The organism is Acidovorax sp. 94 (genome assembly GCF_003634645.1).
Taxonomy (GTDB): domain Bacteria; phylum Pseudomonadota; class Gammaproteobacteria; order Burkholderiales; family Burkholderiaceae_C; genus Acidovorax; species Acidovorax facilis.
This window is the reverse complement of record NZ_RBJA01000001.1, coordinates 4,108,136-4,125,384: the sequence shown is the minus strand read 5'-3', so window position 1 is coordinate 4,125,384 and position 17,249 is coordinate 4,108,136. Positions and strand designations below refer to the sequence as shown.

Annotated in this window: 17 protein-coding genes; 9 read left to right on the top strand and 8 right to left on the bottom strand. The window is 65.5% G+C overall.

All coding sequences use genetic code 11. The features are described from left to right. Positions 1-25: 25 nt before the first annotated feature. The 3 genes from C8C94_RS18940 to C8C94_RS18930 form a co-directional block, all read right to left on the bottom strand. Positions 26-1,549, bottom strand: coding sequence for a carboxylesterase/lipase family protein (locus C8C94_RS18940; protein ID WP_121421815.1), 1,524 nt, complete (start codon positions 1,547-1,549; stop codon positions 26-28). Next, positions 1,546-2,544: a tripartite tricarboxylate transporter substrate binding protein gene (locus C8C94_RS18935; RefSeq protein ID WP_121421814.1), complete on the bottom strand. Its 999-nt coding sequence runs from the start codon at positions 2,542-2,544 to the stop codon at positions 1,546-1,548. Before C8C94_RS18935 ends, C8C94_RS18940 begins: the two co-directional genes overlap by 4 nt. Before the next feature lie 67 nt (positions 2,545-2,611). Next, the gene (locus C8C94_RS18930) at positions 2,612-3,298 is read right to left on the bottom strand and encodes a TetR/AcrR family transcriptional regulator (RefSeq protein WP_121421813.1); all 687 of its coding nucleotides are present in this window, start codon (positions 3,296-3,298) and stop codon (positions 2,612-2,614) included. Positions 3,299-3,468: 170 nt separating this feature from the next. Here C8C94_RS18930 and C8C94_RS18925 point away from each other — a divergent pair, with 170 nt between their 5' ends. From C8C94_RS18925 to C8C94_RS18905, 5 genes are all read left to right on the top strand, one after another. Then, positions 3,469-4,893: an FAD-binding oxidoreductase gene (locus C8C94_RS18925; protein WP_121421812.1), complete on the top strand. Its 1,425-nt coding sequence runs from the start codon at positions 3,469-3,471 to the stop codon at positions 4,891-4,893. 219 nt (positions 4,894-5,112) lie between these two features. Next, entirely contained in the window at positions 5,113-5,244 is a 132-nt protein-coding gene (locus tag C8C94_RS26000; protein WP_255424245.1) for a hypothetical protein, read from the top strand. Positions 5,245-5,625: 381 nt separating this feature from the next. Beyond that, a complete protein-coding gene (locus tag C8C94_RS18915; protein WP_055396210.1) occupies positions 5,626-6,285 on the top strand; it encodes a class I SAM-dependent methyltransferase in 660 nt (219 codons plus the stop codon). A gap of 184 nt (positions 6,286-6,469) precedes the next feature. Next, a complete protein-coding gene (locus C8C94_RS18910) occupies positions 6,470-7,027 on the top strand; it encodes a GNAT family N-acetyltransferase (RefSeq protein WP_121421810.1) in 558 nt (185 codons plus the stop codon). A gap of 28 nt (positions 7,028-7,055) precedes the next feature. After that, the gene (locus C8C94_RS18905; RefSeq protein ID WP_121421809.1) at positions 7,056-7,805 is read left to right on the top strand and encodes a hypothetical protein; all 750 of its coding nucleotides are present in this window, start codon (positions 7,056-7,058) and stop codon (positions 7,803-7,805) included. A 185-nt stretch (positions 7,806-7,990) separates the two neighbouring features. Here C8C94_RS18905 and C8C94_RS18900 read toward each other — a convergent pair whose 3' ends face one another. Next, positions 7,991-8,335: an antibiotic biosynthesis monooxygenase gene (locus C8C94_RS18900; RefSeq protein ID WP_055396150.1), complete on the bottom strand. Its 345-nt coding sequence runs from the start codon at positions 8,333-8,335 to the stop codon at positions 7,991-7,993. After that, a complete protein-coding gene (locus C8C94_RS18895; RefSeq protein ID WP_010465174.1) occupies positions 8,332-8,676 on the bottom strand; it encodes an NIPSNAP family protein in 345 nt (114 codons plus the stop codon). The genes C8C94_RS18900 and C8C94_RS18895 overlap by 4 nt, the downstream gene beginning before the upstream one ends. Positions 8,677-8,754: 78 nt before the next feature. Here C8C94_RS18895 and C8C94_RS18890 point away from each other — a divergent pair, with 78 nt between their 5' ends. From C8C94_RS18890 to C8C94_RS18870, 4 genes are all read left to right on the top strand, one after another. After that, complete coding sequence (locus tag C8C94_RS18890; protein WP_121421808.1) at positions 8,755-9,480, top strand: helix-turn-helix transcriptional regulator; 726 nt, start codon at positions 8,755-8,757, stop codon at positions 9,478-9,480. After that, the gene (locus tag C8C94_RS18885; RefSeq protein ID WP_121421807.1) at positions 9,480-9,803 is read left to right on the top strand and encodes a YnfA family protein; all 324 of its coding nucleotides are present in this window, start codon (positions 9,480-9,482) and stop codon (positions 9,801-9,803) included. Before C8C94_RS18890 ends, C8C94_RS18885 begins: the two co-directional genes overlap by 1 nt. 139 nt (positions 9,804-9,942) lie before the next feature. Next, a complete protein-coding gene (locus C8C94_RS18880; RefSeq protein WP_233573514.1) occupies positions 9,943-12,060 on the top strand; it encodes a hypothetical protein in 2,118 nt (705 codons plus the stop codon). Between the two features lie 380 nt (positions 12,061-12,440). Further along, positions 12,441-14,246 (top strand): hypothetical protein, encoded by a 1,806-nt coding sequence (locus tag C8C94_RS18870; RefSeq protein WP_233573610.1) that lies wholly within the window; start codon positions 12,441-12,443, stop codon positions 14,244-14,246. A gap of 51 nt (positions 14,247-14,297) precedes the next feature. Here C8C94_RS18870 and C8C94_RS18865 read toward each other — a convergent pair whose 3' ends face one another. The 3 genes from C8C94_RS18865 to C8C94_RS18855 all read right to left on the bottom strand — a co-directional run bounded on the left by C8C94_RS18865 (position 14,298) and on the right by C8C94_RS18855 (position 16,975). Further along, the gene (locus tag C8C94_RS18865; RefSeq protein ID WP_121421804.1) at positions 14,298-15,884 is read right to left on the bottom strand and encodes an ABC transporter substrate-binding protein; all 1,587 of its coding nucleotides are present in this window, start codon (positions 15,882-15,884) and stop codon (positions 14,298-14,300) included. 169 nt (positions 15,885-16,053) lie between these two features. Then, positions 16,054-16,584: a BON domain-containing protein gene (locus tag C8C94_RS18860; RefSeq protein WP_121421803.1), complete on the bottom strand. Its 531-nt coding sequence runs from the start codon at positions 16,582-16,584 to the stop codon at positions 16,054-16,056. 34 nt (positions 16,585-16,618) lie between these two features. After that, positions 16,619-16,975: a GNAT family N-acetyltransferase gene (locus C8C94_RS18855; protein WP_199731289.1), complete on the bottom strand. Its 357-nt coding sequence runs from the start codon at positions 16,973-16,975 to the stop codon at positions 16,619-16,621. Positions 16,976-17,249: the final 274 nt, after the last annotated feature.

Below are 17,249 nucleotides of genomic sequence, written 5' to 3'. Positions count from 1 at the left end.
TGCAGCTACCTCGGCGGCTACTTTGTCAGAGAAGACCGTCCCACAGCGAGAGCCGCACAGGCTCCGGATGGGGCGCATACGCAGGCGATGCCACACCGAACCGCTGAACCAGCGGTTGCACGCCCGCGTACGGCGCCCATCCGGGGTCGCCCCTTTGTGCAAACGCCACCCAGCCCTGGTGCATGGTCGCAGCCAGCGCGGTGGGTGGCCTGGGCCCTGTCAGTTCCTGCCCCGTGGTGGTGTGGAGGTTGCCGAAAACAAACGGCAGCTCTACCCCATGCGCCGCCCCCAGGCGCCCCCGCCACTGCGGCGAAGGCCAGGCGAATTCGTAGGCATGGGCACTGCGGGCCCAGCGGCTGGCCAGCGCTGCAATGCGCTGGGCGGGCACGCGGTAGTAAAAGTCGGACTGCAGGGCACACAGCAGCTCGCCGGGCGTTGGGTGTGTGGGCGGCAATGTGGCGCGCAGGGCCTGCACCGCATCCGCGCCCAAACCCACCTCCTGCGCAAAAGCCAGCACCTGCGCCTCGGTCACGCGGTCCATCGCGCCGCCCGGCACGTGGTACAGGCGCATCTCCTCGGCATTGCAACCCACCAGCACCTGCAAGTCTGGCGGGTGCGCTGCCCACTGCTGCGCCAGCGCCTGCAGCGGCGACGCAACAAGCACCTGCCCGTCCACCACGGGCCGCAGGGGAAAGAAGTTGCGGATGCCCAGGCCGTGCTGCTGCCGCAGGGCCGGGTCTGCCGCGAGGCGGTGCACCGCGTGCAGCACGGCAGGCCGGGCTGCCGCACCCAGCGCAGCCAGAGAGGGCGCCACCCCCACCAGTGCAGCCACAGCGCGGCGTGCAGCTGCGGCCTCTTGCAGCGTCTGGCAGGCCACGCTCGGGCTCTGCAAGATGGCGCGCTGCAAGAGCCCGCGCGATGCGGGCATGCCCAGCACACAGGCCAGTGCGCCCGCACCGGCCGACTGGCCGAACACCGTGACCTGCGCCGGGTCGCCGCCCCAGGCGGAGATGTGCTCGCGCACCCACTGCAGCGCGGCCAACAAGTCCAGCAGGCCGCGATTGGCGGGCGCTGCGCCGCCCCGCGAACCAGCCTCGTCCTCGAAATGCAGGAAACCGTCGATGCCCAAGCGGTACTGCAGCGACACAAACACCAAGCCCTGCCGGGCAAATGAAGCGCCGTCGTACAGCGGCTCGCTGGCCGCCCCGCGAAAGAACCCGCCGCCATGCACCCACACCATCACGGGCAGGCGGGCGCCGGGCTCGGCAGGCGGGGCCCATACGTTCACGGCCAGGCAGTCCTCGCCCCCCAGTATCGGCGCATCCGCACGCGCCGTGCGGGGCAGCTGCGGTGCCATCGGCGCAAACTCGGTGGCATCGCGCACGCCAGGCCACGGTAGCGCTGGCACCGGCGTCGCAAAGCGCAAAGTGCCGCTCGGCGCCTGCGCATATGGCACACCCCGGAACACACGCACACCCTGCTCCCACAGGCCGCGCAGCTGCCCGCCATGGGACAACGTGACCAGCGGCGCCGCTGTGCTCGCACTCATTCCGTGGCCAGGCCCAGCTTGTCGATCAGCGGGCGCCACACTGCCGCATCGCGGGCCGCCCAGGTGCGGGCATCGCCGGGTGTGGAAGTGGTCAGTGTGACGTTCATGGCTTCCAGGCGGGACTTGTACTGCGCATCACCACCACGGCATCTTTCGGTGACGGCATTGAGCCGGTTCAGCAGCTCGGGCGAGGTGCCTGCCTTGGCCACCACCGCAATCCACGCAGGCCGCGCCAAGTCGCTGGCGGCGGGCAGGGCCTCAGCGATGGTGGGCACATCGGGCAGCAGCGCCGAGCGCTGGGCACCGAACAGCGCCAGCGGCACCAGCTTGCCCGCCTTGACCTGCGCCGCCGCCGTGCCAATCACCAACGTCATCGCGTGGATCTGCTGGCCCATGAGCGCAGTCAGGCCCGCGCCCTCACCCACAAAGGGCACATGGGTGCCGGGCACGCCCAGCTTGTCCACCAGCGCCGAGGTGAGCAGGTGCGCAGGGCTGCCTTTGCCCGGTGAGCCAAAGTTGATGCCGCCGGGCGTGGACCGCGCCAGCTTCTGCAGGTCAGCCAGGCTGGCGATGCCCATGCCGGGCGGAACGGCCAGCACCAGGGGCGATGTGCCCAGCACGGCCACACCGTCAAAGTCGTGTTGCGGGTCATACGGCGGCTGCTTGTAGACATAGGGCGTGATCGTCATCTGCGACATGCCGATGCTCAGCAGGCTGTAGCCGTCGGCCGGCTGGGACTTGAGGTAGTTGATGGCCAGGATGCCATTGGCCCCGGGCTTGTTCTGCACCACCACGGGCTGGCCCAGCTCGCGCGCAGCGCAGTCGGCCCACACGCGCGTCATCGCGTCCGAGCCACTGCCGGGCGGCTGCTGAGCGATGAGCTGGATGGGCTTGGTCGGATAGCCACCCGGCTGCTGCGCCAGGGCGCCACCGGCCAGGCAAGCGAGTGCGGCGAGCGCGAGGAGGCGCGGAGCGCGCGTGGAAGCCGAAGTCATGGTGTGTCTCCTGGTGATTTTTTAAGCGAGGGATGCCTGATCGGCGCGGCGTGCAGGCAAAGACGGGTCAGCGACGGCGCGTGCGCACCTTCGCGGGCGTGGCCGCAGAGGCTGCTGCGGCCTCGCACCGGGTGGCGATCCAGTCGGCCAGGCAGGCCAGCTGCGCCTGCTGGACGGCATCGGGCGCTGATGGCTGTGCTGGCGCAAACAGTTGCAGCATCCCCAGCCCGCGCAACGACGACAGCACCAGGCCCAACAGGCCATCGCGGTCGGGTTCTGCCGCCAGCTCGGGGAAGGCCGTGAAGAAGCCTTCGTGCATGCGCGCCTGCACACTCTGGCGCAGCTCGGCGATGTGGCCCAGCACCTCGGGCTGGTTGCGGCAGCCCAGGTAGATGTTCCAGGCCACGATGAAGCGCGGCTGCGCATAGACCAGACTCCACACCGCCTGCACAAACTTCGCGGCCCGTTCGCGCGCGGGCAGCGCGGGGCTGGGCCAGAGTTCGCCCGAGCGCACGGTGGACTCGATCAGCTCGCTCAGCACATTCATCATCAGCACCGCCTTCGACTCGAAGTGGTGCTGCACCGCACCCGAGGTCATGCCCGCCGACTTGGCCAGCTCGTGGATAGACATCTCCTCCAGGCTGCGGTGCTGGATCACATCGATGGCCGTGGCGATCAGGTGCTGGCGCGTGGCGGCGCTGCGCTCGGCATGGGTGCGGCGCACCCCGGCCTTGGGGGAAACACGGTGGGTCATGGCGTTTTGACAATATACATTTCGAACGTAATGTATTTATGCTGCCGTGGACCAGCAAGCCCGTGAATACCCGCATCCCTGCACAGGCCCAAGTTGGATCACCCAGAGCCCTTGCACGGGGCCGAACCTAGAATGCTTCTCACTGACCGCACCCACCGGAGACACACACCATGAACGCCCCCACCGCTGCCGCACACCTGCTGCCCGAAATCAAGCTGCGCGACGTGCCCCAGGCCCTCATCGATGCGCTGCAGGCCCGCTTTGCCGCGCAATGCTCGCTGGCCCAGGCCGTGCGCGAGCAGCACGGGCGCGACGAGGGCTCGCTGCAGGCCCCGCCGCCCAGCGCCGTGGTGTTTGCCGAAAGCACGCAGGATGTGGCCGACGCGGTGAAGCTGGCCAGCCAGTACGAAGTGCCCGTCATCCCTTACGGCGCGGGCTCGTCGCTTGAAGGCCACCTGCTGGCCGTGCAGGGCGGCATCAGCATCGACGTGAGCCGCATGAACCAGGTGCTGAGCATCAATGCCGAAGACCTCACGGTGACCGTGCAGCCCGGCATCACGCGCAAAGCACTGAACGATGCGATCAAGGACACCGGCCTGTTTTTCCCCATCGACCCCGGCGCCGACGCCAGCATTGGCGGCATGGCCGCCACCCGCGCCAGCGGCACCAACGCCGTGCGCTACGGCACCATGCGCGAGAACGTGCTGGCGCTGGAGGTAGTGACCGCCAGCGGCGAGGTCATCCACACCGGCACGCGCGCCAAAAAGAGCAGCGCGGGCTACGACCTCACGCGCCTACTGGTGGGCAGCGAAGGCACGCTGGGCATCATGACGCAGATCACCGTGCGCCTGTACCCCCTGCCCGAGGCCGTGAGCGCGGCCATCTGCTCGTTCCCGAGCATCGAGGCCGCCGTGCGCACCACCATCCAGACCATCCAGCTGGGTGTGCCCATCGCCCGCGTGGAACTGATCGACCACCACACCGTGCGCATGGTGAACGCGCACAGCAAGCTCAATCTGCGCGAAGAACCCATGCTGCTCATGGAGTTCCACGGCTCGCCCGCCAGCGTGAAGGAACAGGCCGAGATGGTGCAAGACATCGCCAGCGAATTCGGCGGCCAGGCCTTTGAATGGGCCAGCACACCCGAAGAGCGCACCCGCCTGTGGACGGCCCGGCACAACGCCTACTTTGCCGCCGTGCAAAGCCGCCCCGGCTGCCGCGCCATCAGCACCGACACCTGCGTGCCCATCAGCCGCCTGGCCGACTGCCTGCTCGAATCCGTGGACGAAGTCGAAGCCAGCGGCATCCCCTACTTCCTCGTCGGCCACGTGGGCGACGGCAACTTCCATTTCGGCTACCTCATCGACCCCAACAGCGCCGAAGAACGCACCAAGGCCGAAGCCATGAACCACACGCTGGTGGCCCGCGCCCTCAGCATGGGCGGCACCTGCACCGGTGAGCATGGCGTGGGCATCCACAAGATGGGCTTTTTGCTGGACGAGACCGGCACGGGCGCGGTGGACATGATGCGCGCCATCAAGCGGGCGCTGGACCCGAAGAACATCCTGAATCCGGGGAAAATTTTTGCGCTGTGAGTAGGCCGCCGCGTGAACGGGCTCGCTGACTGGCGCGGCTCGGATTGGAGGTTTTTTTGGCACCTGGCGCTTGTCTGACAAGCGCGAAAAGCTATTGTTTTTATAGCATTTGTGGTGCTCGGCTCGCTTTCACGCCGCTCGATCTGTCCCAGCGCTCCGCCCCGCTTCCATCGGCTGCTGGAAGCGGCACGCTGGAACCGTGCAGCGTTGGTTGGCCGCATGAAGGGCTTGCGCGCCGCTGTGCTGGTCGGTATTGGTTTCTCGGCGGCTGTCGGCGCGTTGGCACTGGGGGGTCCTGCCGCCTGGATGGGCTTCGACCGCCTGCCTGTGGCCCGGCATCCAAACGGCTGAACTCCTTGTGCACATCACTCCCACTGCGGTGGTGTACTGGCTCGTGCCCGAGGGCGGGGCCCCGGCCTACCTCCTGCACGTACTGACCGGAGCTTCCGTCTCGTGGGCCGTGCTCTTTGCGCTTGCGGCGTTTGCAATTCGGCGTGACGCCAGGGCGCTCCTCATGCGCAGATCACAGGCTCCTAGAATGAGGCAATGATCAAGTACTCCTTCCCAGCTGCGCCGGTGACTTACAGGCCTCCAGCAAACACCCCCGCAGTCCTGGCCAATGAGTTGATCGACTACCAGGCATGCCCGTTGTGCGAGAGCAAAGCCTTTCGTCCGCTGCGCAGTGCGGACTGTTCCCACCACCCTCGCTACAGCCAAGAACTCTCTCGCACCATGCATTGGAGCCAATGCGCGGCGTGCCAGCATGTTTTTCGCAGCGGCTACTACACCGAAGCAGCGCTGAATATCGTTTTCCGTGGCACCAACGAATCCCAGGTGGTGGGCTATGACCTGGAGCGGCAGCGTTATGTGTCTGCGCAGATGATTGAGAAAGTGCTGCCCTACCAGACCGGCGGCACGTGGCTGGACGTGGGGTTTGGCAATGCATCGCTTCTGTTCACGGCGCACGAGTACGGCTTCGAGCCTGTGGGCCTGGACCTGCGTCCGCAATCGGTGGAAGAGTTGCGCCGATGGGGCGTGGCAGCCCATTGCCAGGATGTCAAAGGGTTCGAGCTGTCTCGCCCCGCCAGTGTGATCAGCATGGCAGATGTGCTGGAGCACATGCCGTATCCCAAGGTAGGCCTGCATGCCGCCCACCGACTGTTGCAACCGGGGGGCGTGCTGCTGATCTCCATGCCCAACTCGGGCTCCATGGTCTGGAAGGCACTGGATGCCGGCAATGCGAACCCGTACTGGGGTGAAATCGAGCACTATCACAACTTCGACCGCGACCGCCTGTATGCATTGCTGGCCGAATGTGGCTTCAAGCCCGTGCGCTATGGCATCAGCCAGCGGTACCGCGTCTGTATGGAAGTGATTGCGGTGAAAGCCTAGGCAGCCGGTACACACAACGCACGCCCACGGTCGGCATGGCCCACGGAAGTCCTGACCAACTATCCCCTGCGCGAAGCACGCCGCAGGGCGTGTACCGACTGTGATGCGATGGCCATTGGACACGCAGGAGGGGCCAGAATGCGCGGCTCGTCCTGTTGCAGACGCTTCCTGGTGAGAAAACCATATGCAGGCCCCCCATCCCACAAAACACCGCTTTCGTATTGAGCTGGTCGCCGAACACCAGCATGCATCACTGGTCGACCTGCTGTGCGAACTGCACGCCTTCTACAACCAAGGCGCCACACCCCCTCGGCAGGTGGTGATGGAGCATCTTCGCCAGAACCTCTTGGCGCCCGGCTCCGCCCAGCGTTTGCTGGTGGCTTCGCGCAGCGATGGCGTTGTGGTGGGCCTGGCGGCCTTCTCGCTGGTGTATTCGTTGGTCGAATTTGCAGAGGACCAGCGCAGACACTGCCAGCTCAAAGAGTTGTATGTAAGTTCGGCCGCAAGAAGCCAGGGCGCGGGCCGGGCGCTCATGCACGGGCTCGCCCGATATGCCATGGAACACGGCTGCCGCCGCATCGACTGGCCTGTGAAGGCTTCAAACGCCCGGGGGATCCTGTTCTACGAAAGCCTGGGTGCCGAGCGCGTGGCCGAACGGCTGAGCTACCGGCTCACGGAGCCCGCACTGGGCCGGCTGGTACTCGAAAGTGGATGTGCCGACGTGCGGTCTGCGCAGAGCTAAGCTGCACCGAACATCGGAGATCTCCACCTTGTTTCGCTCTTTCGTACTCCTGCTGTCCCTGCTGGGCAGCGCCGCCTTCGGCGGGTTGCTGCTGGTATCGCTGCTGCAACCTACCTGGATTGAACACGGTGCGCGCGAGCTGATCCGCCAGCAGATCGAGCACAAGACGGGCGAAAAGCTCCGGGCCCTGGACGAACGCTTTCTGAGCGCCCAGGCGCGGGTCTTCTTGCGCGGCAAGGAACAGGAGATCGACGCCGCTCGCAAGGCGCTGTCTGCGGGCCTGCCCGCCCGGGTCGCGGCCATTGCGGCCGAGATGGGGATTCCGGCGTGCGAGTGCCGCAAACGGCGGCAACAACGGCTGGAACTGCAGATTGGCACCGCGCAGCAGATGCAGGCCCAGCTCGATGCGCTGATCCGCAGCGCCTACATGGACACGGCCGAAAAGCTGTTGCGCGAATTGCGCATCTTCAGCGGCGCCAATGCCCTGGCATTCGCCCTGCTGGGCCTGGCCGCATGGCGGCGACCCCACGGCGCCGGTGGGGTATCGCTGGTGCCGGCCACCGCCACCCTCCTTCTGGCCACGCTGGCAAGCAGCGCCATCTACCTTTGGGGCCAGAACTGGCTGCACACCGTCGTGTTCGGCAGCTACGTGGGCTGGGCGCAACTGGCATACATCGCGCTGGTGTACGCGTGGCTGTGCGATCTGCTATTGAACCGGGCGCGGGTCAGCCTGCACCTGTGCCAGGGCAGCGTGAGCGGCGCTGTGTCACCTTGCTGAAGGCCTGCCCCTCCTGCGGATCTCTCCCGTCTCCGCATCCGCCGCCGGTGGGCGCTGACCCGGCAGCAAATCTGGGTGGCAACCCCCTTTCTCCTGCGCTGGTGCAGACCACCACAGTTCGAAACGCGGCCATGGCGAGGCTTGCCCGGCAGCACGGCCGTCGTAGCCGGGAGCGCAGGCTCCCGTCAGGTGTGCACTGATCGTGAATCTGCGGGAGCCTGATTGCGGTCGTGCATGCCGTAGTCGCGCACCACGGCGGCGACGCGCAGGCGGTAGTTGTCGAAGATCCGCTCGCGGCCTGCTTTCTGCGTAGCGCGGTGGGCTTCCATCTGGCGCCATTGCGCCACCGCTTCCTCGTCACGCCAGAACGAAAGCGACAGCAGTTTGCCGGGAGCACTGAGGCTCTCGAACCGTTCGATGGAGATAAACCCGTCGATCTGCTCCAGCAAAGGCCGCAACGCAGCGGCAGCGCCCAGATAAGCGTCCTGCTGGCCCGGAGCGGGCTGTACCTCGAAAATGACGGCCATCATGCGCTGATCTCCAGTGGGTGTGCGGGCAGGTCCAGCGTGCCTTCCACGCCCTGCGTGAACGTGCGCTCCTCGCGCAGGATGAACCGCTTTTCCTGCGCCATGGCGAAGTTGGCACGGCCTTCGGGGTCGGAGCGCAGGCGGGCGCGGTAGGCCTCGTAGGCAGCCAGCGACTCAAAGCCGATGAGCCCCCAGGCCTCGTAGTTGCTGCCCTCGTGCGGCAGAAAATAGCCGATCAGGTGGCCCCCGCAGCGCGGGATGATCTGGCCCCAGCGGCGCGCGTATTCGGCAAACAGCTCGCGCTGGAAGGGGTCGATGTCGTAGCGGATAAAGCAGGTGATCATGGTGTTCAGAAGTCGTTGGTGGACAGGGCTTCACGATAGGCGGTTGACGTCCTTCGATGGTTCGCCCAAGATCGAACCATGAAAGATGGCCCCCACATCGCGCGCATTGCCGCGCTCATTGGCGACAGCGCGCGCGCCGAAGTCCTCACGGCCCTGATGGCCGACCGCGCACTCACGGCCACCGAACTGGCGGCGGTGGCAGGCGTGACCAAGCAGACCATCAGTGCCCACCTGGCCAAGCTGCTCGATGCGGGCCTGCTGACCGTCGAGCACCAGGGCCGCCACCGCTACTACCGGCTGGCTGATCGCGATGTGGCGCACCTGCTGGAATCGCTCATGAACGTGGCCTTCCGCGCCGGTGCCGTGCGCCTGCGCGCAAGCCCCCGGGAGCCCGCGTTGCGCCGCGCGCGCATGTGCTACGACCACCTGGCCGGCGAAGTGGGCGTGCAGTTCTACGAAGCCCTGGTGCGCCAGGGGCTGCTGCACGCCACGCCCCAGGGTGCAGCGGTGACGCCCGCAGGCGCGCAGTGGTTTGCACAGGTGGGCATTGACACCACGGCACTGGCGCAACAGCGGCGCATGCTGTGCCGCCCTTGCCTGGACTGGAGCGAGCGCCGCCACCACCTGGGCGGCGCGCTGGGCGCTGCGCTGCTGCAGCGCCTGTTCGACGGCGGATGGGCGCACCGGGCGCAGGGCTCGCGCGTCGTGCACTTCACCGCCAAGGGCGAACTGGCGCTGCGCCAGTGGCTGGCAACCAGCCCAGAGGCACCACCATCCACCGCCCTTCGCGGCCCCGAACAATGATGAAGACCTTGCTGCTCTTCATCGCCACCGCCCTGGCTGAAATCGTGGGTTGCTACCTGCCCTGGCTGTGGCTCAAACAGGGCAAGCCGATGTGGCTGCTGCTCCCTGCAGCGCTGAGCCTCGCCCTGTTCGCGTGGCTGCTCACTCTGCATGACACCGCAGGCGCGGGTCGCGTGTATGCGGCCTATGGCGGGGTCTATATCGGCGCGGCGCTGGCCTGGCTGTGGATAGTCGATGGCATTCGGCCCACCGCCTGGGATGCGGCGGGCGTACTGGTGGCGCTGGCGGGCATGGCGATCATCATGCTGCAGCCCGCGCGCTAACGCCCGCGCACTCTGCGTGCCCGCAGTGCTCGGCGCTCACAGCTGGCACGCGCGTCACTGCAACTCCTGGTAACAACCTCCACATTTGCAACCGGGGTGTTTTATAAGCAGTCATTTCTCAACTTTCACAAGACTGTCCATGCGCACTTCGACCGAGAAGGTGTCCTCTGCCCTCACTCGCCGCCACTTTGCCCTGTGGATGACGGCCTCTGGTTTGTCGGCCTGCGGCGGTGGCGGGGGAGAGGGCGCCCCCGCGCCAGCCCCACCGCCCGGACCCGCGCCGGGACCAGCCTCGCTCAGTTTGATGGCGGGCGCATTGGGCGGCTCAGGTTTTCTGTCTGGCGCGTTGACCGATGCACGTTTGCCCCCAGTGATGGCGGGGCATGCCTTCAACAGCAAGGGCGATCTTTGGTTCGTTGGCAGGTACGGCCGTGAACAAAAAGTCGGAAGGATCACCCCGGAAGGTACGCTGTCGTACTTTGCGTTCAACCAACAGGTGCCCGTGAATCTCGGGGTCTTTGATGCGCAAGACCGGTACGTGATCGCCCATGCTGCGGTGGGCGATTCCAGCACTGTGGTTTCGTTCTTCGACAATGAAACGCTTGTGACGCTGGCAGGCCAACCCAACGCCACCACCATGCAGGATGGCAAAGGCCCTGCGGCGCAGATCCTCTGGTTCGGGAACCCGCTGCTGGCGGGCGATGGGCTGGTGTACTTTCTGGACCGCGATGCTGGCGCCACCAACTACACGCTGCGAACTTTGGCCCCCGATGGAACCGTGGTTTCCTTGCTGCCGGTGCCCAATAACAGCCGCTTGATCGCCTCCCCCACTGGGGCAGTGCGCAGGTTTACCGATGATTTTCAGAACAACCGCGTGCAATGGGCGGAACTGGCGAGGGCCTCGTCAGGGCAATACTTCTGGGAAGTCCTGCCGAACAACTGGCGAAGTGTGGCCCACGCCGAACCCTTCGCGCCCGTCAAAGGCAGCATCGACATGTACTGGGGCTTTGACGCTGCGTTCAACACGATGGCCCACTACGCGCTGGATGGCAAGCGTACGGACGTCTGGCAGCTGCCAGGGCGGGTGGATGCGGCGGTGTCCAACCCCCTCACCGGACACTTGGTGGCGCATGCGTGGCGGGGCCCTCTGGACCAATCCTCCCTCGAGAGCCCCGGCGTACTCTTGGTGCTGGACAGGGTGAAAACTCCGACCGCTGTGCCGCAGCCCTGGGTCGGCCTGGCCGATCAGCGCGGGCACACGGACGGCCAGGGCGATGCAGCACGGTTTGATTTTGAACGCGGTGCTCGCGCCACCTCGGAAGCATCGGGCCCGCTGTATGTGGCAGTGGGGGCTCAGATCCCACTGCCCGGTACGCCGCCGCAGTCGGTCCCTACGCCGCTGCGTACCGTCACACCGGCAGGCCAGGTGACTTCGATGCCTGTCACATACCCATGGGGATACCAGCTGCTGTCCAGCGCGTACGGCTACCTCTTGGCCTACGACAAGGAAAACCAAACCCTGCTGCGCGCACCCAAGGCGGGGAGCACTGCCTGGGAGCCATGGGTAAGGAGCGAATACTTTGGCGCAAACCCGGGGTTCTCAGGCATGTGCGCTCTGCGCGCCGACACCACAGGCCTGCTATGGTTTGCGACACGGACGCTGCCCATCACCCTGGATTGGCTACCTCCCGGTTCAGGAACTTCCCTGATCGGCACGATATCCGCCACGGGGCAAGTGCAGGTGGTGGTAGGCGATCCACAGCTCGTCCATACTGCCGCCAACTATCCCCCGCTGGATCAGCGCCCCTGGTACATGGATGTGACAGATATGGCGTTCGAAGGAGGAAGCTCCCCAATCTCCTGGGTGCTGTGCAACCGGGCCATCTTGAGCACCGACAGGAAACTCTTGGGCTATGCACCAGAGCTGGTGCGCCTCGAAGGTGCCACGCGCCAGTCCTTCGCCCTGCCCTCCGCGAACGAGACCGACTACGCCTCCATGCACTACAACCAGCTGTGCGTTGTATCCGGCCGCCCGGGGGAGGTCTTCCTGTGCAGCGCATGCGGCGTGTACCGATGGACGGTAGCCAAGGGCCTGGAGTTGCTGGCTGGGCAGAACCAACCCACGCCAGCTGGCGTGCGCCTGGGCGCCCTGCCCACCAGCCTGAACGTGGTGAAGTTCATCAGCCCCGGCCCCGATGCCAACAGCCTGTACGTAGGCAGCGAAAACAGCGTACTGCGATTGGGTCTTCCCGGTTGAGACGGCATGCGCGCGCATCCGCCGCTGACTGACCGCACCCCCTGTTCACACTTCGGAGATTCTTCATGAACCCACCTGACGAGACAGCCGCTTCCGCTCTCACACGACGTCACTTTGCCTTGTGGATGACTGCTTCCGGGCTTACCGCCTGCGGCGGTGGCGGGGGCAGCGAAGTACCCGCCCCACCCCCTGCACCGCCCCCTCCGGCGCCAGGCCCTGCTTCACTCAGCCTTGTGGCGGGCGCGTTGGGTGGGGCGGGATCAATGGCGGGAACCTCCACCGACGCCCGCTTGCCAGTAACGGCAGCAGGGCATTCGTTCAATAGCCAGGGGGAACTTTGGTTCACTGGGTATTCCGGCAACGAACCTGACGCAGGAAATATGGTGGGGCGGGTGTCCGCGCAGGGCACCCTGTCGTACTTTCCCCTCGCACTTGCGGCTAGCTCAGGGGTCTTTGACGCGCAGGACCGCTACCTCGTTGCGCAGTTCCGCTCTGGTGACAGCGGATACGTGGTCTCGTTCCTGCAAGACGGAACACCAGTGCCCCTGGCCGGTGGATTCGGCGCCACCGTGCCGCAGGACGGCAAGGGCTCGGCCGCCCGGATCGCTTCTTTCGGAAGTCCCGTGCTCGCGGGTGATGGCCTGGTGTACTTCCTGGACAGGGTGGTATCTGATCCGAACGGGATGGACACCCTGCGTACCCTGGCCCCCGATGGAACTGTTACCTCACTACTATCCACGCCCCGAAACAGCCTTTTGGTCGTCTCCCACGCCGGGGCCATTCGGCGGTTCACGACCGAATCACCGAGCAACTTCGTGGAATGGGCGGAACTTGCCAGGTCGCCCTCGGGGGAATACACATGGAACATCCTGCCCCACAGCTGGCCAGCCAATGTCACGCCCGTTGCTCCGGTCAAGAATGACAGCAACAGGTACTGGGGGGTGAACGCTACGTCCGGCACAGCGGCACATTACGCGCTGGACGGAACACGCCAACTGGAATGGCAATTGCCAGGGCGCGTGAAAACAGCCATAGCCCACCCCCTCAACGGCAACCTGATCGTCAGCGTTTCGAGCGTGAACAGTGCATACGGTGATGCGCTCTACCGCCTGGACCTTGTCAAGTTCCTCAAATCCGTACCTGAGCTGTGGGTGGGCCTGGAGGACCACCGTGGGCATAGCGACGGCACTGGCGATTCAGCCCGTTTCGACTTCGAAAGCGGTGTTGATGCGTGTACGGATACCTCGGGGCTCTTGTATCTGGTCACGGCCGAAGCAACCGGGTACGGTGCGCCCGCGCCCATCCGTACCGTAAGCCCTACCGGGCAAGTGGCCTCGCTATTGCTCAAACGCCCACCAGCCTACCGACACCTGGCAGAAGCATACGGCTACTTTCTGACCTACGACCCCGCTACCGACACGGTTCTGCGTTCGCCCAAAGGCGGCGCCAGCAATGCCTGGGAACCCTGGGTCCAGAGTACCTATTTCCATCACTTCCCACCCGTACCACGCTCTCCCCTACCGACGTCCGGCCCGCAGGTTCTTCGCACCGACACCACGGGCCTGCTGTGGTTTGCGACGCGGGTGGTGCCGCTCTCCGGCATTGCCGAACTACCTCCGGCCTCGGGCGTCTCCGTGATCGGCACCATCAGCGCCACCGGGCAGGTTCAGGTGGTCGCTGGCGATCCGCAGCTGGTTCATTCCGCCGCCAACTACCCACCGCTGGAGCAGCGCCCGTGGTACATGGACGTGACGGATCTCGCGTTCGAAGGCGGCAGCTCACCTGTCTCGTGGGTGTTGTGCAACCGCACCGTGGCCACCGCAGAAGGCAAGCTGGTGCGTTACGTACCTGAGCTGGTGCGGCTGGAAGGCGGCACACGCCAGTCCTTTACGCTGCCATCTGCAAATGTCACCCATGCGTTCTCTCTGCACTACCTGCAGTTGTGCGTGCTGCCCAGCCGCCCTGGCGAGGTCTTCCTGTCCAGCGCATGCGGCGTCTACCGCTTTACCGTGGCCAAAGGCCTGGAATTGCTGGCAGGGCAAAACCAGCCCACACCGGTCGGCGTGCGCCTGGGTGCGCTGCCCGCGAGCCTGAACCTGGTGAAGTTCATCAGCCCCGGCCCGGACGCCAACAGCCTCTACGTGGGCAGCGAGAACAGCGTGCTGCGGCTGAATCTGCCGGCTTGAAGGTGCCACGAAGGCCGTCCGTGGCTGGAGGGCCTTTCGTGTCCCTGCCCGTCAATTCACCTTGATCAGCCGCCAGTCGATCCGGTTGTCCGGCCGCTGCACCAGCTCCACGTTTTTCTTCATCGCCCAGGCCAGCATCTGGTTGTGCAGGGGAATGTGGGCGATGGTGTCGTTCTGCAGCTGCAGCGCCTCGGTGAGCAAGCGGTTGCGCACGGGCAGGTCGGTCTCGGTCTTCACGCGGTCGACGATGTAGTCCATGCGTTCGTTGCTGTAGCGGCCCAGGTTGTAGTTGCCGTCGGCGCCCATGGTCTTGGTGCGCGTGAGCGACTGCAGCGTGTACAGCGCGTCAAACGTGGGCACGCCCCAGCTCAGCAGCGCGATGCTGGCCTCGTGGCGCTGGGCCATGGGGTAGTAGCTCACGGCGGGCATCGTGCGCAGCTTGGCCTTGACGCCGATGCGCGACCACATGGAGGTGATGGCCTGGCACAGCTCCTCATCCTGGATGATGGCGTTGTTGCTGCAGGCGAAGTCCACCTCGAAACCGTCCTTGTAGCCGGCCTCGGCCAGCAGGGCCTTGGCGGCGGCGGCGTCATAGGGCAGGCGCTTGTCCACGCCTTCGGTCCAGCCGTTGACCTGGGGCGGCACGATGGCCCCGGTGGGCTTGGACATGCCGCGCATGGTCACGCGCTGCAGCGTGGCGCTGTCGATGGCCTGGTAGAGCGCCTTGCGCACGCGCAGGTCCTTGAGTGGGTTCTTGCCCTTGATGTTGCTGCCCACCAGCTCTTCGCGGAACTGGTCCATGGCGAGGTACACGGTGCGGTTCTCCACCATCTCCATGACCTTGAGGGCGGGGTTGGCCTTGATGCGTGCGAGATCCTGAATGCTGGTGTCGCGCACCATGTCCACCTCGCCCGACAGCAGCGCGGCGATGCGCGTGGCTTCAGACTTGATGGGGGTGTAGGTGATCTCCGTGACGTTGCCCTCGGCCTTGCCTGAATTCCACCAGTGGGGGTTGGCCGCGAACACGATCTTCTGGTCGGGCACCCATTCCTTGAGCACGAAGGGGCCGGTGCCCATGGCATTGCGGTGCGAATAGGTTTCGTCCTTGGCCTTGATGTCCTTGGGCTCGACCGAGTTGTTCTTCTCGGCCCAGGCCTTGCTCATCACACGCAGCTCGGTGAGCTGGTTCAGGATCACCGGGTTGGGGTTCTTCAGGAAGATGTCAATGGTCTCGCCGTCTACCTTGGCGATGCGGTCCATGCCCTGGGTGTAGATGGAGTACGTGGAGGTCTTGCTCATCGCGCGCTGCAGCGAATAAACCACGTCATCGGCCGTCATGGCCGAGCCGTCGCTGAACTTCACCCCCTGTCGCAGCTTCACGCGCAGCTGCGTGGGGCTGACCTGCTGCCACGAGGTGGCCAGCAGCGGCTCGACCTTGAGCGTGCGGCTGTTGAACATCACCAGCGACTCATACACAGCCGCATGGATGCCATTGCCCAGGGCGCTGTTTTGCGAATGGATGTCCATGGTCTGGATGTCGCTGGAGCCTGCCCACTTGAACGGTTTTGCCGACGCGGTGGGAGCAACGGTTGCCAGGGCCAGGGTAGCGGCCGCAAGCAGGGAACGCTTGAATTGCATGGCGAAATTTCCTTGATGAAATAGGAGAAACGGCAATATGCAGCAGGAAACAGGCCAGCCCAAGCCCCCACGCGCCATGTGTGGCACCGGCGATGCAAGCCCCGTGTCGGGACCGATTGCGCGCCGGGTGCGGCTGGGATAAAAGGGCCGCGGCAGGCCGGTGCACCGGCTACGGCACTGACCGCACCGGGTAGCGCACGCCATCGCGCTCAACGCCCACCTGCAGCAGGTTGATCACCCCCATCACGTCGTCCACCAGCCACACGGCTTTCTCCAGCGCCTCGGCCTGCGCCTGCGACCGCACACAACCCATCAGTGTCACCAGCCGCCGCTCGCCCAGCACCCACACGCTGGTGTCGTCAAAACGGCCATCCTGCTGGATGTAGCGCTGCACGCGCGGAATGATCTCGGCGTCGTACAGGTACGAGTTGGGCAGGCGGCAGCGCCCCACGCGGTGGCAGCTGCCGCCGTGTTGCGATCGCACATGCGCCAGCTCGCGCACCTCGGCCTCGGTGTAGAGCGGGCCTTCGGGCACGGGGCAGTGCGGGAGAGCGCTGGTGACCTGCACGAACGGGTCGTTGAAGGCGTTGGTTCGCGGGGCGGCATTGCCAGCCACCTGGGCAGTGGTCAGGAAGGGGGCCATGGCGACGGCCACCAACAACGCCATGACGAACCGGCGGAACACACAAACACGGCGCATGAATCGTTCCTTCCTGAAGATGGTCACAGCGCGGCTACAGCACGATCTGGTACCGCGCAAACTCTCTGCTGCCTTTGCGCACACAGTCGTTCAGGGTAAAACCAAAGCCCTCATACAGCCTTCGCAGCGGTTGCCGGTCGGCCACGCAGTCCAGCCGCAGATAGCGCAGGCCCAGGCTGCGTGCGTGCTGGCACCCAAATGCCAGCAGTGCCGTAGATACCCCCTGCCCCGCCCAAGCACGCCGCACGGCCAGCTTGTGCAAGAACGCGGAGGTGCCCGGTTCAGCGTCCGGCCAGAAGACTGGGTCTTCGCGCTGGAAGCGCACCACACCCACTACCGCTTCGCTCGCTTTGGCGACCACATACAACCCGCCATCCACATCACGCTGCACGCTGCACGCTGCACGCTGTCATCTGTGAAATCAGACACGAGCCAGAGCGGAATTTTTTGATCGACCAACCACTGCGCGGCCTCGCGCAACACGGCAGCAATGGCAACGGCGTCTGACGGGCGGGCGATTTCGGTGCGCATACAAAAGCGGTGTTGGCCTGCAGACAGGGAGAAGCTGCACAAGATGATGGGACGAGGCGTTGACAGCGCTGACGGAATGAATCACGCCCAGCGCAATTGCTCACATATTTATAGCTGCCAGCACTCATCATATA

Bases quoted from the DNA above. Each gene is read 5' to 3' on its own strand.
- C8C94_RS18865 (WP_121421804.1), bottom strand. From the start codon at position 15,884: ATGCAATTCAAGCGTTCCCTGCTTGCGGCCGCTACCCTGGCCCTGGCA.
- C8C94_RS18900 (WP_055396150.1), bottom strand. From the start codon at position 8,335: ATGATGGCCGTCATTTTCGAGGTACAGCCCGCTCCGGGCCAGCAGGAC.
- C8C94_RS18870 (WP_233573610.1), top strand. From the start codon at position 12,441: ATGGTGGGGCGGGTGTCCGCGCAGGGCACCCTGTCGTACTTTCCCCTC.
- C8C94_RS18930 (WP_121421813.1), bottom strand. From the start codon at position 3,298: ATGACCCACCGTGTTTCCCCCAAGGCCGGGGTGCGCCGCACCCATGCC.
- C8C94_RS26000 (WP_255424245.1), top strand. From the start codon at position 5,113: ATGAAGGGCTTGCGCGCCGCTGTGCTGGTCGGTATTGGTTTCTCGGCG.
- C8C94_RS18940 (WP_121421815.1), bottom strand. From the start codon at position 1,549: ATGAGTGCGAGCACAGCGGCGCCGCTGGTCACGTTGTCCCATGGCGGG.
- C8C94_RS18910 (WP_121421810.1), top strand. From the start codon at position 6,470: ATGCAGGCCCCCCATCCCACAAAACACCGCTTTCGTATTGAGCTGGTC.
- C8C94_RS18895 (WP_010465174.1), bottom strand. From the start codon at position 8,676: ATGATCACCTGCTTTATCCGCTACGACATCGACCCCTTCCAGCGCGAG.
- C8C94_RS18925 (WP_121421812.1), top strand. From the start codon at position 3,469: ATGAACGCCCCCACCGCTGCCGCACACCTGCTGCCCGAAATCAAGCTG.
- C8C94_RS18880 (WP_233573514.1), top strand. From the start codon at position 9,943: ATGCGCACTTCGACCGAGAAGGTGTCCTCTGCCCTCACTCGCCGCCAC.
- C8C94_RS18885 (WP_121421807.1), top strand. From the start codon at position 9,480: ATGAAGACCTTGCTGCTCTTCATCGCCACCGCCCTGGCTGAAATCGTG.
- C8C94_RS18890 (WP_121421808.1), top strand. From the start codon at position 8,755: ATGAAAGATGGCCCCCACATCGCGCGCATTGCCGCGCTCATTGGCGAC.
- C8C94_RS18935 (WP_121421814.1), bottom strand. From the start codon at position 2,544: ATGACTTCGGCTTCCACGCGCGCTCCGCGCCTCCTCGCGCTCGCCGCA.
- C8C94_RS18860 (WP_121421803.1), bottom strand. From the start codon at position 16,584: ATGCGCCGTGTTTGTGTGTTCCGCCGGTTCGTCATGGCGTTGTTGGTG.
- C8C94_RS18915 (WP_055396210.1), top strand. From the start codon at position 5,626: ATGCATTGGAGCCAATGCGCGGCGTGCCAGCATGTTTTTCGCAGCGGC.